The organism is Lapidilactobacillus concavus DSM 17758 (genome assembly GCF_001435835.1).
Classification (GTDB): domain Bacteria; phylum Bacillota; class Bacilli; order Lactobacillales; family Lactobacillaceae; genus Lapidilactobacillus; species Lapidilactobacillus concavus.
In genome coordinates this window covers 74,132-90,371 of the sequence record NZ_AZFX01000059.1, presented here as the reverse complement: position 1 = coordinate 90,371, position 16,240 = coordinate 74,132, and the positions used below count along the sequence as shown (strand labels likewise).

Here is a 16,240-nt window from a genome sequence, read left to right as displayed (position 1 = left end):
TTTTGTCTACTCTGGTCTAGGTCACAGGGTGTTGCACTTGAATTGTAAACTCGGGCAAAAAAATTATCGGTCATTTTTTGTAGATTAACATTGATAAATCAATGATTACGAGCGTTTAAAAAATCGAATCATTTTCATAAAAAAAATCTAAAAAATACTTGCATTCTCAGATTGCTATGATATTATCAAGAGGTAAAATAATTATGGTAACCATAAGCAATACGAAAATAGCTTGTATGGAGGAATGATCTTATGGCACGCAAGAAAACAATCATGAAGCACGACATTTTAAATGCAGCATTTAAACTCGCAATGCGCGATGGGTTTTATAATTTCACAGCGCGTAAGATTGCGGATGAGTTGAATTGTTCAACGCAGCCTCCGTATTTGGAATTTGATTGCATGGCTGACCTGAAACATCAATCGATCAAGAAGATTCAAGCGCATCTCTTGAAGAATGTTTTCAGCCGGCATTACGATGATGATCCAATGATTAATCTCGACTTAGCTTATATTCACTTTGTTTGCGAACAGCCCATGCTCTATCGCACGCTATGGATCGAAGACAAGCAGAGTATTGAAGAAATGAAGGAATTTGCCCATCGCTTAGGCATGGAAAGACTACGTCAGAAACCCGAAGCTGCTAATCTTCCTGAAGAAAAGCTGCACCGTATTCTTGTTGGTAATTGGATCATTGCGAGTGGAATCGCCAACTTAATGTCGACGGGTTACATCAAAACGACGAAAACTCAAATGAAAGAGATTCTAAATGCACAGTTAGCCGATTTTATTTACAACGATCGATTCAATCCAGCTAATGATGTTGATTCTACAGATGACTGGTTTACATCAGATGAAAATCTAGCGATCTAAGCCGTACCAATCTTTACAACTGTCACGATTCCCTCCAGAAATCGTTGAAAATCCCCCCGAATCACTAAAGAGCTCGTTTCCTATGCCAGTTTTGGTCACTGACATGAGAAACGAGCTCTCTTTTTGAATTTTGATTTTGTTGAAATGGCTGCTGCTGCGCCTTGAACTCGTCGTGATGACTCACGATTTACGCGAATGACTTCTCTGCGTGCGCCAGCGACGTAGCCGTTGAATCGTTTGCTGTTGATCGCGACTAAAGATGTATCGCGTCGTGACGTAATTCAAGATACCTACCAGAATTTGATCGATGATTTTTGCCCAGAGGCTCGACATGCTCATCATCGAGATACAAACGACCATAATTGCAGAATCCGCAAATAGACTGACGCCGCGAAAGAATAAGAAGGCAACGAGTTCGGTGACTAGCGCATAGCCCGTCGAATATTTCGACTTGAAGACCAGCGTCTTGTTAGTGAAAAAGCCGAAGACAACGGAAATAAGCCACGCTAGCGTGTTGGCCACCATATAATGCGCGTGAAAAAAATGTTGAACGCCCATGAAAGAGAGGACGTTAATCAATGAAGCCAAGAAACCAAAGAGGGTGTAGGTCAGAAAATCGTTGTGATTTTTGACAAATGTTTGGAATTTAGCCATCGCTATTGACCATTAGATTTTTGAACAAGCTGTGCGGCAAAAGCGTCCAATTTATCGATATCTTCAGCTTCTGCAGCTAGATCGACTTTGACACTTTCCGCCCCCTTGATGGCGCCAGTGTTTGCGAAAACTTGGTCGAAATCATCGACGGTTGCGCAGAAATGTTCACCGTAGAAACGGTCGCCAGAACCACAGACGCCATAAATTTTGCCGGCGAGGTCCTCTTCTTGCAGATCATCATAAAAATCTTGTGCTTCTTCGGGAATTTCACCTTCACCATCGGTATAAGTGGCAACGATGCAGATGTCAGCGTCTTCGAAATCACTAGCGTCTGCTTGAGAAGCTTCAGTATTATCAACTTCACAGCCTAAATTTTCAAATGATTCTTCAAGGATACCTGCGATTTCTTCGTTGTTACCAGTCATGCTGGCATACACAATCTTTACAACTGTCACGAGTTTACCTCCAAATATTATCTCAATGGACTTATTATAACGTTTTATCGCATTTCTAGCCACATGACACCGAAGAATGAGAAATGATACGAAAAATTTAAAAAAATCAACTGGGTTGTTAACGAAAAACGTTGTCGGGATTCACGAACCTTTCGTAGAGGCGAGCTGTTATTTTAGGAAATGATAAGCTACAATAAGACTAAATTGATGGGTGCCAGCTTTGGTTTTCAAAGCCCTTTTTAGTGAATGACGAAATTGCCAATTAATTAAGGAAATTGGCGCTAATCCGGGTATCTAATTATTGTGGAGGCAAAATTGTGCAAGCAGAGATCATTGCAGTCGGGACCGAAATCCTATTAGGTGAAATTGTGAATACGAACGCCCAATACGTTGCTAAGCAATTGGCACGCTTTGGTATTCCTTCGTTTTATCAAACCGTTGTGGGTGATAATCCGCAGCGTCTGACTGAAACAATCGCATTAGCAGAGAAACGTAGTCAGCTCATCATTTTGATTGGTGGTCTTGGGCCGACTCCAGATGATCTAACGAAGCAAACGCTGGCGGCGCATCTACAGAAGCGATTGTTGGCGGATCAGGTGGCTTTAGAAAAACTTGTCACTTGGCAGAAGCAGATTAAAAAAGAAATGCCTACAAATAATCTGGCACAGGCGGATTACATCGAAGGCAGTGAGGTACTTGCAAACGACGTTGGGTTGGCAATCGGATGTTATCTGAAGACTGCTGATCATGTTTATGTCGTCTTGCCTGGGCCACCACGGGAAATGTTACCGATGGTGGATCATCAAGTGGTTCCAAGGCTCGCTCAGTTAACGGGTGCGAAGCAAGTGATCGTCTCGAAGATGTTACGCTTTTTTGGAATTGGGGAGTCGTTGCTTGCTGATCAATTGGCCGATCTGATTGGTCAACAACGGAATCCAACGATTGCGACCTATCTCAAGGGGTATGAAATTGGGGTTAGACTGACGGCGTATGCAACTGATGCGCAAACTGCCGAGGCGATAATTGCACCGCTTGCTCAGGAGGTACGCGATCGTTTGTCAGATTTTTATACCGGTGAGGGTGAAGAGCGAACGCTGGTCGATGAGGTGGTTGATCTGCTGAAACAGCGGCAGTTAAGCGTGACGGCGGCGGAAAGCTTGACCGCGGGATTATTTCAAGCAAAGTTGGCGGAAATCAGTGGGACATCGACAGTTTTTAGTGGCGGCTTCGTCACGTATGCAGACGCTGTTAAAACACAATTGCTGGGAATTCCCGCAAAGACGATTGAACGTGAAACAGTCGTGAGTGCAGAAGTTGCCCGTCTAATGGCAGAAAGTTCGCGCAAACAGATTGACACTGAATTTGGACTCGGTTTTACCGGCGTGGCGGGACCAGATGAATTAGCTGGTCAACCGGCGGGGACGGTTTTTATCGCACTCGCACAGCGAGATGATGACACGCAGGTGCAGCTATTTCATCTTGCGGGACAGCGTAATGAAGTCCGCGAACGCGCGGTGGCAAGTGGCTTCAAGATGCTCTATGATCGGTTGATTAAAATGTAGAACATTTGTTCGTTTATTACTTGCCTTTTACGCGTAATATCGTTAAAATTAATACAGAAGCTAAGGACTCATCCAGCTTAAAAGGAGAAAATAAATGGCTAAAGATGAACGACAAGCAGCTCTTGATGTTGCACTTAAAAAAATCGAAAAAAATTATGGTAAAGGCGCAATTATGCGCATGGGTGACAAAGTTGATACGCAGATCTCAACCGTTTCGACAGGTTCTTTGGCACTCGACAATGCTTTAGGAGTTGGTGGCTATCCACGTGGACGAATCGTTGAAGTCTACGGACCAGAAAGTTCTGGTAAAACAACAGTTGCCTTGCACGCCGTTGCGGAAGTTCAGAAGAATGGTGGGACAGCTGCCTATATTGATGCCGAAAACGCGATGGATCCAGCATATGCGACTGCTTTAGGCGTTAACATTGATGACTTACTACTTTCACAGCCTGATACGGGTGAACAAGGTTTGGAAATCGCGGATGCCTTGGTAACTAGTGGTGCCATAGACATTTTAGTCGTGGATTCTGTCGCTGCCTTGGTTCCTCGTGCTGAAATCGAAGGCGAAATGGGTGATTCCCATGTTGGGTTACAAGCACGTTTGATGTCGCAGGCACTGCGTAAGTTGTCAGGCTCAATCAACAAAACAAAGACGATTGCAATCTTTATTAACCAGATCCGTGAAAAAGTTGGGATCATGTTTGGTAACCCCGAAACAACGCCCGGTGGTCGCGCGCTCAAGTTTTATGCGACAGTTCGCTTGGAAGTACGGCGTGCTGAGCAGATCAAAGATGGTACGGATATTATCGGTAACCGTGTCAAGATCAAAGTGGTCAAAAATAAGGTTGCACCGCCATTTAAAGTGGCTCTGGTCGATATCATGTATGGTCATGGGATTTCCCGGACTGGGGAATTAGTCGATATGGCTGCTGAGAAAGAAATCGTTAAGAAGAGCGGTTCTTGGTATTCATATAATGACGAACGAATTGGTCAAGGTCGCGAGAATGCGAAACAATATTTGGAAGATCATCCAGATACCGAGGCTGAGATCAGACGTAAGGTCCGTGATGCCTACGAAATGGATGGACCCGCAAAGACAGACGAAACTGATGAAGCAGAACCAACGGTCATCAGTAAAAAGAGTGCGCCGAAAACTAAAACAGAAGAAACCGATTTACTTTCTGATTAAATCAACCGTTATAGCGGCGTTATTATTTTCGGAAGTCAAAAATAAAGCCTATGTTTCATGGGCTTTATTTTTATACCTTCTGTGATTGTGTCGCTTGTTGCGTTGACACTACTAGTGATTAAAGCTAGAATAATCATGTGTAAATAATCTTTAAAAATTTGATATCTTTAAAATTTACTTTAAGTATTTTTTGATGATACGGAGGTGTAGTGTATGAATTTATCACCACTAATAATCCTCGCAATCGTCATTATCGTGTTAGTTTTAGGCGTCTTTGTGGGTTATGCGTTACGTCAAAAGACATATGAGAAGCGTATGGCCGCGGCAAAGGCAACTGCAGAAGATATTCTGACTAAGGCTAGCAAGGAAGCTAAAAACGCCAAGAAAGAAGCGTTAGTTGAAGCTCGCGATGAAAGCCATAAGTATCGTACTGAGGTCGAAAACGAGTTAAAAGAACGCCGCAATGAAGTTCAACGTTCAGAAAACCGTGTTTTACAGCGAGAAGAAGCACTTGATCGTAAAGATGACGCGCTCGATAAAAAAGAGGCGAATCTGGAACAACGCGAGAATCGACTCACTGAGAAGCAGGCAGAGCTAGAAAAAGCAAGAGCTAGCGTTACCAGTATGGTGGACCAACAACAACAGGAGTTGGAACGCATTGCTGGCTTGACTAAGGATCAGGCACATCAGGAGATTGTTGATCAGTTAAGTGATCAATTAACCCATGAACGTGCGGTCATGATTCGTGAAAGTGATGCGACAGCTAAGCTGGAAGCTGACAAACAGGCCAAGAACCTGATTGTTGATGCGATTCAACGTAGTGCAGCCGACTTAGTGACCGAGAATACGGTCACGGTTGTCACATTACCTAACGACGAAATGAAGGGACGGATCATCGGTCGTGAGGGCCGTAACATTCGAACTTTGGAAACTTTGACGGGGATCGATTTAATTATCGATGACACCCCTGAAACGGTGGTCTTAAGTGGCTTTGATCCAATTCGCCGTGAGATTGCTCGAATGGCATTGGAGAAGCTGATTCAAGATGGACGAATCCATCCCGCTCGTATTGAAGAAATGGTTGAAAAAGCACGTAAGGATATGGATGAACGCATTCGTGATTTGGGTGAACAAACGATTTTTGAACTTGGGATTCATTCTATGCATCCTGATTTAATTAAAACGGTTGGTCGTCTACATTATCGGACGAGTTACGGACAGAATGTGCTGAACCATTCGCTCGAAGTCGCAAAACTGTCAGGTATTTTAGCCGCTGAACTTGGTGAAGACGTTAATTTAGCAAAACGCGCAGGATTATTACACGATATTGGTAAGGCAGTTGATCATGAGGTCGAAGGATCCCATGTTGAGATTGGTGTCGAATTAGCAACGAAGTACCATGAAAATGGCGTCGTGATCAACACGATTGCATCACATCATGGAGATGTGGAACCAACATCACCGATTTCGGTGATTGTTGCTGCCGCTGACGCAATTTCGGCGGCGCGCCCAGGTGCACGTTCGGAATCGTTAGAGAATTATATCCATCGTTTGGAGAAACTCGAGAATATTGCCGACGAATATGAAGGCGTTGATCACAGCTTTGCAATTCAAGCGGGTCGTGAAATTCGTGTTGTCGTCAAACCCGAGAAGATTTCTGATGATAAGGCAGTCGTTCTTGCCCGTGACATCAAAACTCGAATCGAAAATGAGCTCGAATATCCAGGACATATTAAAGTTACGGTTATTCGCGAAACTCGGACCATTGAGTATGCAAAATAGCTATTAATAAGTTTACCCCGAAAGTGATTTCTAACTTTCGGGGTATTTTTGTTGGAAATGATTTGTGCTAAAAGGTTAATCTAAATCTTCAGTATTTTGAATGGGAACTTCATTGAACCCAGCTGATTCTTTAACAAAGCTGACTTGTCCTGCGAGTAGATTCGTGATTTGAACTTGGGTATCATCGACTTGATCATCATTCAGCCAAATGGCAATTTGGACCTGTTCTGTATATTCGGTCGCCGCAACGACAATTGCTTGTTGGGTCAGATAATTAGTGAGGATCGGCAATTGATGGTAATCGATGGTCAAACGGTAGCGCTGCTGCTGAATGCCTGCAACTAGTCCAGTGATTTGAATCACATTTGAGGTTGCGTGGCTGTAGGCGCGGATCAATCCGCCGGCACCTAGCTTGATACCACCAAAATAACGCGTAACCACGCAAATTAAGTTGTTGAGTTGTTGTTTTTCGAGCACATCCAGGATGGGTGCGCCGGCAGTACCGGAGGGCTCACCATCATCACTCATCCGCTGGATTTCGTTATTGAATCCTAACTGATAAGCGAAGCAATGATGAGTCGCCTTTGCGAATTTTTGACGTGTTTCTTCTAGAAAAGTTTGAGCTTCCGTTTCGGATTCCACGCGTGCGATTGACGCAATGAAGCGCGATTTTTTGATTACGATTTCTGCTTCACCGTTTTTGGCAATCGTTCGATATTTTTCCAAGGGGATTTCACTCCAATTTGTGTATTTAAAAGTAGACGGTTAAAACGAGCGCGTCATTGTTCGAGTGGCGGTGTTGTTGTGAAACAATCGGTAAGAGGTGGTGTATGAAGTGGAACGAACAGAGGCTGATATCCTAGCAGAATGGGCGTGGTTACTCACGGGCAGGCAACTTTTGCTGAGCAGCTTACCCGTTGAACTTGCTGCAGATTTGAAAGCTACTCGAGCGTCACTGCATCAGATTCAGATCCAACCTGCAATCAGTGATGACGGCGTAAACTCGAGTCGTATTTGCCAAAGATGCCAATCGCCAGTCCCGAACGTGAATCGTCTACCGAGTGGACAATACTATTGCGCCAGTTGTTTAACGATGGGGCGAGTTACAAGTCGGGATGAGTTGGTCCACTTGCCTGCAATGACCTACGCTAAAGGCAACACACTGACTTGGCAGGGTGAGCTGACGTCGGCGCAATGCCGCGTTTCTAATCATATTTTACAACAATTTCATCGGCATAACCGCCATCAGCAATTGTTATGGGCAGTTACTGGCGCAGGTAAAACCGAAATGACCTTTCCGGTGATTGCTGATTTTTTGCAGCAGGGACAGCGCATTGGCTTTGTTTCGCCACGTGTGGATGTTTGTAACGAACTTTTTCCACGAGTTGAACAAGCCTTTAAGAACACGCCAGTTGGTTTATTTCATGGCCAAATTCACGAAGCGTATCGAAATGAACAGATCGTCATTGGCACGACACATCAGTTATTGCGATACGATAAAGCCTTCGATTTGTTAATTGTCGATGAGGTAGATGCGTTTCCATACGTGAATGATGCCATGCTACAGCGTGCCGTCGAGCGAGCCGTCAAACCAACGGGACTCACATTGTTTCTCAGCGCGACGCCACCTCGCGTCCTGTTGCGAGCAGCTAAGTCAGATCAATTGCCGCTCCACTACCTGGCACGCCGATTTCATGGTCGCGAATTACCGTTACCACGGATTGAATTGGGTGACTTAATGCATGGCCGTCATTTTGCACCCAAGCTTCAGAGAATTTTCGATCGACTCTTGCAATCTTCTCGACGTTTCCTCGTGTTTGTCCCCCAAATCGCCGTGCTTGAACAACTGGGACAACTTTTTGAACAATCATATCCACAAGTTGTTGTAACGACGGTTCACGCAGCAGATTCTAAGCGCCTAGAGAAGGTACAACGATTTCGTGATGGCGAAGCTCAAGTATTATTTACAACGACAATCTTGGAACGAGGTGTCACTTTTGCGGATATTGATGTGGTCGTTTTATCTGCGGATCACCGTAACTATTCGGTGGCGAGTTTAGTCCAGGTTGCTGGACGAGTTGGGCGCGCACGAGAGTTTCCTAATGGGCAGGTTATCTTTTATTCGCGGTATTATACCAATAAGATTCGGCTTGCTCGCCAAATGATTCGTCATCTCAATCGTGAGGGAGGATTCTGAATGATGTTGTGTTTGCTGTGCGGTCGTGTTTTAACCCCTCATTATTCGTTGCAGACCTTGTTGCTTGCACGCCAATTCTATTACGATGCCATTTGTGAGACTTGCTCGCATGACTTCGAGCGGATCAATTCATCGACTGCTTGTCCAGCGTGTTATCGCGCGCAAACGTGTGGGAAATTGTGTTCGGATTGCCAGAGATATCAGACTTTAAAAATTGCTAAAGCCACCAACCGTAGTCTGTTTAGCTATAATTCGGCCATGCATGATTATTTTCAAGCTTATAAGCGTCATGGCGATTATCGGATTCGTCGTGTCTTCAGCGGCAGTCTACGTGGAGCACTAACCGCTTATTCGCGTGATTATTTATTCGTACCGATCCCAACGAGTCGCGAGCATTTCGAGAAGCGTCAATTTGACCCGGTTCTAGGCCTTTATGAAGGCTTGTGTCCAATGACACCCCTCTTAATTAAAAACGGCAGGGAGTGGCATCAATCGACCTTAGAACGCAAAATGAGGTTAGAGGCACCACAAACTTTTGAGTGTGTGCGGGTTGACTGGACTAAGTTTCGACGGCAACGCATTTTGATTCTTGATGATATTTATACAACTGGAACGACTTTATTACGTGCGACTGATGCCCTTCGAGAAGGTAACTTTCAGGGCGAGATTCAATCGCTGACCTTAGCGCGATGATTGAGTTGAAGCTTCTTTTTTGAAGACACTTCAAATTTTCTCAAAATTTTCACAGAATTTGCGTACGTTTTAATTGTTTCTTCGTAAGCGCTTAGATATAATGAAATTGAGCCAAGTATTCTCGGCTAGAATTGTCACTTGAAAGGAGCGAGCGACCATGTTATCGTTCAATGTTCGTGGAGAAAATATCGAAGTTACCGACGCAATCCGTAGTTATGTAGAGAAGCGGATCAGCAAACTGAATAAGTATTTTGAGGAACCTCAGGACTCAATTGCCCACGTTAACCTCAAAGTTTATCCAGCTGACAAAACAGCCAAAGTAGAGGTGACTATTCCCTTGCCATACTTGGTTTTACGTGCAGAGGAGACTTCGCCAGACATGTATGCTAGCGTTGACCTTGTCACAGATAAGCTAGAGCGTCAGATCCGCAAATACAAGACCAAGATCAACCGCAAGAGCCGTGAAAAGGGCATTAAGGACTTTGAATTAACTGGTCCAGCTAATGGGGCAGTCGATGTGCCAGAGCCTGAAGAAGAACAACCGAAGGATGAACTAGAAGTTGTTCGGACGAAACGAGTTTCATTGAAGCCAATGGATTCCGAAGAAGCTATCTTACAAATGGACATGCTTGGTCATAACTTCTTTATCTTTGAAGATGCCGAAACCAATGGAACAAGTATCGTTTATCGCCGTCGTGACGGTCGCTATGGTTTGATTGAGACCGACGAATAAGTCAATTTGATTGGCGACCCTCAAAGATTTAAAACAATTTTTAAACCGTAGAAGTGAAGTAACATTAAAGCTGGGGTAACTCCTCGGCTTTTTTCATGTCAAACTCGATGAGAAGCTTTTTGGGCCATGAAGCCACTTCAACTAGAACTATTTTGTCGGTATTGTGTAAAACTATTTAATTTCTGTAAGATAAATGATAAAATAGACTGAATTACTGTCAACAGACACGAATATGAATTGACAGAGAGGAATTTTTGAACGATGGCAAACATATTAAAAACATGGATCGAAAGTGACAAACGCGAAGTTAACCGTATGGGGAAAATCGCGGATAAGGTCGAGGCATTTGCAGACACAATGGCGAAGCTTTCTGATGAAGAGCTCCAAGCGAAGACGCCAGAGTTTAAACAACGTCTTGAGAATGGTCAGACCTTGGACCAAGTTCTGCCTGAAGCATTTGCAGTTGTGCGTGAAGGCGCTCGTCGCGTTTTAGGTCTCTATCCTTTTAGAGTTCAGATCATTGGTGGTATTACCTTGCATGAAGGTAATATTGCCGAGATGAAGACAGGTGAAGGTAAGACTTTGACGGCAACGATGCCCGTCTATTTAAATGCCTTAACTGGCAAGGGTGTGCACGTTGTCACGGTCAATGAATATCTGTCTGGACGTGACGCTGAAGAAATGGGTGAGTTGTACAAGTGGCTTGGATTGACCGTCGGATTGAACTTGAACGAAATGAATACCGACCAGAAACGCGAAGCTTACAATTGCGATATCACTTATTCAACCAACAGTGAACTTGGTTTTGACTACTTGCGGGATAACATGGTCGTTTACAAAGAACAAATGGTTCAACGCCCATTAAACTACGCAATCGTCGATGAAGTTGACTCGATTCTGATTGATGAAGCGAGAACACCTCTGATTATTTCCGGTCAGGCAACGCGTTCAACGGCGATGTATGTTCGGACCGACCGTTTCGTGAAGACGCTAAAAGAGGAAGAAGATTACAAGATTGATTGGCAGACCAAATCAATCTCGTTGACTGAAGAGGGCATCAAGAAGGCCGAAGCTTATTTTGGCACGAAGAATCTTTACGATATTGATAACACGGTCTTGAATCACCATTTGGATCAAGCTTTGCGTGCTAACTATGTCATGCTACTTGATGTTGATTATGTGGTTCAGGAAGATAAAGTCTTGATTGTTGATCAGTTTACTGGTCGTGTCATGGAAGGCCGCCGTTATTCTGACGGATTACATCAGGCAATTGAGGCCAAAGAGGGCGTCAAAATCGAAGACGAATCTCAGACGATGGCTAATATTACTTATCAGAACTATTTCCGGATGTACAACAAGTTAGCCGGAATGACGGGTACTGCCAAGACTGAGGAAGAAGAATTCCGCGAGATCTACAATATGGATGTTATTGCGATTCCAACGAACAAGCCTGTCGTCCGTAAAGATCAACCTGATTTGTTATACCCATCTTTGAAGAGTAAGTTCAATGCGGTTGTGGCGGATATCAAGCGTCGTCATGAGAAGGGACAACCTGTTCTGGTGGGTACTGTCGCAGTTGAATCCTCTGAATTACTGTCACATTTACTCGATCAAGAAGGCATTCCTCATGCCGTCTTAAACGCGAAGAACCATGCTAAAGAAGCCGAAATTATCATGAATGCTGGCCAACGTGGCGCCGTTACAATTGCAACTAACATGGCTGGTCGTGGTACCGATATTAAATTAGGGCCTGGTGTAGTCGAAGTTGGCGGTCTTTGCGTGATTGGTACCGAGCGTCATGAATCACGTCGTATTGATAATCAGTTACGTGGTCGTTCTGGCCGTCAGGGTGATCCTGGTGAGACGCAATTTTATCTGTCATTGCAAGATGACTTGATGAAGCGTTTCGGCTCAGAAAAAATCAAGATTTTCTTGGATCGCTTGAATCTTTCTGAGGACGATCAAGTGATTCAATCTCGGATGATCACACGCCAAGTCGAATCCGCACAAAAACGGGTCGAAGGTAACAACTATGATACCCGTAAAAACACCTTGCAGTACGATGACGTCATGCGTCAACAACGTGAAGTCATCTATAAGCAACGGATGGAAGTTATTTCTGCAACAGAAAGCCTTAGCCATGTGATCAAGCCAATGATGTCGCGGACAATTACGCATCAGGTCGACTTGCATACGCAAGGAGCTAAGACGGAATGGAATTTACAGGCGCTTTACGATTATGCCCTCGCCAACTTAGTTAACGAAGACGAACTGACCCTGGATGATTTGAAAGGCAAGTCTGTGGATGAATTGAAGAAATTCTTCTTAGATATTGCCGATAAGAATTATGAAACCAAACAGTCACAGTTAGTTGATCCCGCACAGATGCTTGAATTCGAGAAGGTTGTTATCCTACGTGTCGTCGATGACCATTGGACACAACATATCGATGAAATGGATCAATTGCGTCAATCGATTGGTCTGCGTGGCTATGGTCAGATGAATCCGCTCGTTGAATATCAAGAAGAAGGTTATCGTAAGTTTGAAGAGATGATTTCCGATATTGATTTTGACGTGACTCGCTTATTCATGAAGGCAGAAATTCGTCGCGATATCAAACGTTAATTTAAAACAATAACTAGAAGCACACTGAACGTCATGACTTTCAGAAGTTAGATCTAAAATCTAACCTCATGATTGACTCGTCAGTGTGCTTTTATTGTGGATGCGATGTTGTTGGCGACCGCGCTAAAACGCGACTGTCATCGGTAGCGAACATAGTGAGTGTTTAAAAAATTCGCTCAGTGAATTGAAAGATAATCATCGGATTAACTGCCAACTTTACTGAAAATTTGCTATCATGACCTGAACGTTAACTTGCTTTATCTCTTAATTTCATTGATTAGTCGATTGGCTGATTGCATGGTACAATTGTCCTAGTATTAAATTAAGAGACGCTTGGCAAGGTTTCTTCTCAACCAACTCGACAGTGGTCTAGCCAAGCGTTCAGCCTCAAATGTTTTCTGAAAGGAAGTTTTAAAATGGAGATTAGCGAAATTCGCAACCAATTAAACGCGGCGACAGCCAAAATAAAGCAATTCAGGGGGTCTCTTTGACTTAGATGCCTTAGAGGAATCCATTGCAACTAACGAGCATGAAATGACGGCCCCGGATTTCTGGGACAACGTCAATGCTGCTCAAAAATTAATCGATGAAAATAATCTTTTAAAGGAAAAGTACGACAATTTTAATCAACTTGTTACACAAGCAGACAATATTTCTGTTACCTTAGAGCTATTGCAAGAAGATAATGATGCAGAATTGCAGGCAGAAGTCGGTAATGACCTGCATCAATTGCAAGAACAATTACGTGAATATGAGTTGAATTTGTTGCTGTCAGAACCTTATGATGCGCACAATGCCATTCTGGAAATTCATCCTGGTGCTGGCGGGACGGAATCTCAAGATTGGGGCTCGATGTTACTTCGCATGTATCAGCGCTGGGCGGCAAGTCATCATTTTACTGTGGAAATGGCCGATTATCAGCCAGGTGATGAAGCGGGCTTGAAGAGTGTCACGTTGATGATCAAGGGTCACAACGCGTATGGTTTGTTGCGCTCAGAAAACGGCGTTCATCGTCTCGTGCGGATTTCACCGTTTGATGCGGCGGGCCGACGACATACGTCATTCGCTTCGGTAGAAATTATGCCGGAACTTGATAAAAGCATTCAGCTCGACATTAACCCCGACGATTTACGTGTTGATGTTTTTCGATCAAGCGGTGCTGGTGGGCAGCATATCAACAAGACGTCTTCAGCCGTTCGGATTACACATCTGCCAACGGGAATTGTTGTTAGCTCGCAGGCGCAACGATCACAATTGCAAAACCGAGAGACTGCAATGAGTATGTTGGAAGCAAAACTCTATCAGTTGAAGTTACAGGAGCAAAAACAAAAGGAGGCCGCGATCAAAGGTGAACAGGCCGATATTGGCTGGGGATCGCAGATTCGTTCTTATGTTTTTCACCCGTACACGATGGTGAAAGATCATCGCACCAATTACGAGACAGGTAATGGGCAAGCGGTGATGGATGGTGACATCGACGACTTTATTTATCATTATTTACAATGGCAATTACAACAGAAGAACCCAGATTAATGGGTCTGTCCTTGAGGTGACAAAATGATCAAGCTTTTAAACGTAACCAAGCGTTATTCTAATGGTGTGGAAGCCTTAAAAAACGTTTCACTGACCATTGAACAAGGTGAATTTGTTTATTTGGTCGGCCAGAGTGGTGCAGGTAAATCGACTCTGGTTAAATTATTGTATCGGCAACTCGTCCCAACCGAAGGGTTCATCACGATCAATAACTTTGATTTACGCTTGATGCGTGAGCGTCAGGTACCGAAGCTTCGCCGGACCTTAGGCGTTGTCTTTCAAGATTTCAAACTTTTACCAAAAATGACCGTTTCAGAAAACATCGGTTATGCTTTGCAAGTAATCGGCAAATCCGATGAGGAAATTAAAACCGCAGTGACTCAAGTCCTCGCAGAGGTGGGTCTTTCAGATCAAGCCGATCATTTCCCAGACGAATTATCCGGTGGCCAGCAACAACGTGTGGCAATTGCACGCGCGATCATCAATGATCCCAAGACTTTGATTGCCGACGAACCAACGGGGAATCTCGATCCACAAACGTCGAATGATATTATGGCAATTCTCGAGCGAATCAATGCGCGAGGCACAACCGTGATCATGGCAACGCATAATCAACAGATCGTGGATGAATTACCACACCGACTGGTTGAAGTGGCGAATGGTACGATTATCCGTGATGAACAAGGAGGGCAATACACACATGAATTGGACAACGATTCGCAACCATCTACTAGATAGTTTTAAGAGTCTCCGCCGGAATGGTTGGATGGCATTTGCCGCAATCAGTGGGGTTGCCGTAACGATTTTACTTGTCGGAATTTCGCTTGCCTTGGTCTTAAACGTGACGAAGTTGTCGCGCGATGTCGAAAATGACGTCCGCGTGCAGGTCGCGGTTGAGCCTAAGACAACAGCGAAACAGAAAGACAAGCTCGAAGCACAACTCAAGGACATTCCGTCCGTCAAAAAAGTTAGTTATTCTTCCAAAGCAAACGAATTAAAGAAAATTGTCAGCCAATATGGTAGCTCATTCAAGATGTTTGGTGGCGATGACAATCCACTTTCAGACATGTTTATTCTTGAAGCAAGCCAACCACAGAAGACCGTCACAATTGCCAAGCGCGCAAGCAAACTTGCCAACGTTTCTCGCGCAAACTATGGTGGTAGTCAAACCAAAAAGCTCTTTAGAACGATGAATAGCGTTCGAAATTTGGGATTGGCGTTCTCAATCTTGTTGCTTTTTGTGGCTATCTTCCTGATTTCGAATACGATTCGAATCACGATTCTGTCACGAAGCCGCGAAATTGAAATCATGCGACTCGTTGGTGCAACCCGTTGGTATATCCGCTGGCCATTCATTCTCGAAGGTGCATGGACGGGATTGCTCGGTGTCATTGTGCCATTAGTGGTGATTGATTTAGGCTACAGTAGTATTTTCAACGGTGTTGGTCGTCAATTAGCGACTTCGGGCTATAGCCTTTTGCAACCGCAGGCGTTAATTTGGCCATTGAACTTATCGCTGCTTGTGATCGCGATGTTGATTGGTGCTTTAGGTGCTGCCGTTTCAATGGGACGATTCTTGAAGATGTAAACTGGATTAAAGCGACTCTGAAAAGAGTTGCTTTTTTTGATGGACTTAATTGTTAGATCAGTCAGTCTGGTGCTGCTTTTATATCAGACCCGTCAGTCCACTCCGTTCCCTGACTCAGATGTGAAGGCAGAGTTGAGCTTTAAAATTAAGGAGCAGAAACTAACAATTATCACTGAAACAGTTATTCAATAGTTCAGACTAAATCAGAAGTTGCGGAGGAAAATGGTTGTGATGCTGTGAAAGTTCTGTTAGACCGCGAGAGCGTGAAGCAAGGCGGTTAGCAGTTGAGCATTAACGATGATTTCTGGATGATTCGTTTACGAATCGTTTGTAAATCGTTGTTAAGCGCAGACTGC

At 44.1% G+C, this 16,240-nt stretch carries 14 protein-coding genes; 11 read left to right on the top strand and 3 right to left on the bottom strand.

Annotation, left to right across the window (positions count from 1 at the left end; translation table 11 throughout):
• Positions 1–252 precede the first annotated feature (252 nt).
• Complete coding sequence (locus tag FC15_RS05940; protein ID WP_057824878.1) at positions 253–873, top strand: TetR/AcrR family transcriptional regulator; 621 nt, start codon at positions 253–255, stop codon at positions 871–873.
• 180 nt (positions 874–1,053) lie between these two features.
• Here the strand turns inward: FC15_RS05940 and FC15_RS05935 are convergent, their stop codons facing one another.
• Both FC15_RS05935 and FC15_RS05930 read right to left on the bottom strand, forming a co-directional pair.
• Complete coding sequence (locus FC15_RS05935; protein WP_057824876.1) at positions 1,054–1,527, bottom strand: GtrA family protein; 474 nt, start codon at positions 1,525–1,527, stop codon at positions 1,054–1,056.
• 2 nt (positions 1,528–1,529) lie between these two features.
• On the bottom strand, positions 1,530–1,982 hold the full coding sequence (locus FC15_RS05930; RefSeq protein ID WP_057824875.1) for a flavodoxin: 453 nt from the start codon (positions 1,980–1,982) through the stop codon (positions 1,530–1,532).
• A 317-nt stretch (positions 1,983–2,299) separates the two neighbouring features.
• Between FC15_RS05930 and FC15_RS05925 the strand changes: the two genes are divergently transcribed.
• From FC15_RS05925 to rny, 3 genes are all read left to right on the top strand, one after another.
• Positions 2,300–3,544 carry a competence/damage-inducible protein A gene (locus FC15_RS05925; protein ID WP_057824873.1) on the top strand — a complete coding sequence of 415 codons (1,245 nt, stop codon included), beginning with the start codon at positions 2,300–2,302 and terminating at the stop codon, positions 3,542–3,544.
• Positions 3,545–3,638: 94 nt separating this feature from the next.
• The gene (recA, locus tag FC15_RS05920) at positions 3,639–4,733 is read left to right on the top strand and encodes a recombinase RecA (protein WP_057824871.1); all 1,095 of its coding nucleotides are present in this window, start codon (positions 3,639–3,641) and stop codon (positions 4,731–4,733) included.
• Positions 4,734–4,946: 213 nt separating this feature from the next.
• Positions 4,947–6,515, top strand: coding sequence for a ribonuclease Y (gene rny / locus FC15_RS05915; RefSeq protein ID WP_057824869.1), 1,569 nt, complete (start codon positions 4,947–4,949; stop codon positions 6,513–6,515).
• Positions 6,516–6,590: 75 nt separating this feature from the next.
• On the opposite strand, the gene FC15_RS05910 is transcribed toward rny, so the two are convergent.
• Positions 6,591–7,241 (bottom strand): YigZ family protein, encoded by a 651-nt coding sequence (locus FC15_RS05910; RefSeq protein WP_057824867.1) that lies wholly within the window; start codon positions 7,239–7,241, stop codon positions 6,591–6,593.
• Positions 7,242–7,350: 109 nt separating this feature from the next.
• On the opposite strand from FC15_RS05910, the gene FC15_RS05905 reads away from it, so the two are divergent.
• The 7 genes from FC15_RS05905 to ftsX all read left to right on the top strand — a co-directional run bounded on the left by FC15_RS05905 (position 7,351) and on the right by ftsX (position 15,884).
• Positions 7,351–8,712: a DEAD/DEAH box helicase family protein gene (locus FC15_RS05905; RefSeq protein ID WP_057824866.1), complete on the top strand. Its 1,362-nt coding sequence runs from the start codon at positions 7,351–7,353 to the stop codon at positions 8,710–8,712.
• Entirely contained in the window at positions 8,713–9,405 is a 693-nt protein-coding gene (locus tag FC15_RS05900) for a ComF family protein (RefSeq protein WP_057824864.1), read from the top strand.
• A gap of 157 nt (positions 9,406–9,562) precedes the next feature.
• The gene (hpf, locus tag FC15_RS05895; RefSeq protein WP_057824860.1) at positions 9,563–10,138 is read left to right on the top strand and encodes a ribosome hibernation-promoting factor, HPF/YfiA family; all 576 of its coding nucleotides are present in this window, start codon (positions 9,563–9,565) and stop codon (positions 10,136–10,138) included.
• Positions 10,139–10,399: 261 nt separating this feature from the next.
• Positions 10,400–12,763 carry a preprotein translocase subunit SecA gene (gene secA / locus FC15_RS05890; protein ID WP_057824858.1) on the top strand — a complete coding sequence of 788 codons (2,364 nt, stop codon included), beginning with the start codon at positions 10,400–10,402 and terminating at the stop codon, positions 12,761–12,763.
• Between the two features lie 416 nt (positions 12,764–13,179).
• Positions 13,180–14,296, top strand: a protein-coding gene (gene prfB / locus FC15_RS05885) for a peptide chain release factor 2 (protein WP_169790185.1) whose coding sequence is annotated in 2 segments (ribosomal slippage) — positions 13,180–13,251 and positions 13,253–14,296 — 1,116 coding nt in all. Because the reading frame shifts where the segments join, the coding sequence is not laid out codon by codon here.
• 24 nt (positions 14,297–14,320) lie between these two features.
• Entirely contained in the window at positions 14,321–15,034 is a 714-nt protein-coding gene (gene ftsE, locus FC15_RS05880; protein WP_057824855.1) for a cell division ATP-binding protein FtsE, read from the top strand.
• The gene (ftsX, locus tag FC15_RS05875) at positions 14,997–15,884 is read left to right on the top strand and encodes a permease-like cell division protein FtsX (RefSeq protein ID WP_057824853.1); all 888 of its coding nucleotides are present in this window, start codon (positions 14,997–14,999) and stop codon (positions 15,882–15,884) included. Before ftsE ends, ftsX begins: the two co-directional genes overlap by 38 nt.
• Positions 15,885–16,240: the final 356 nt, after the last annotated feature.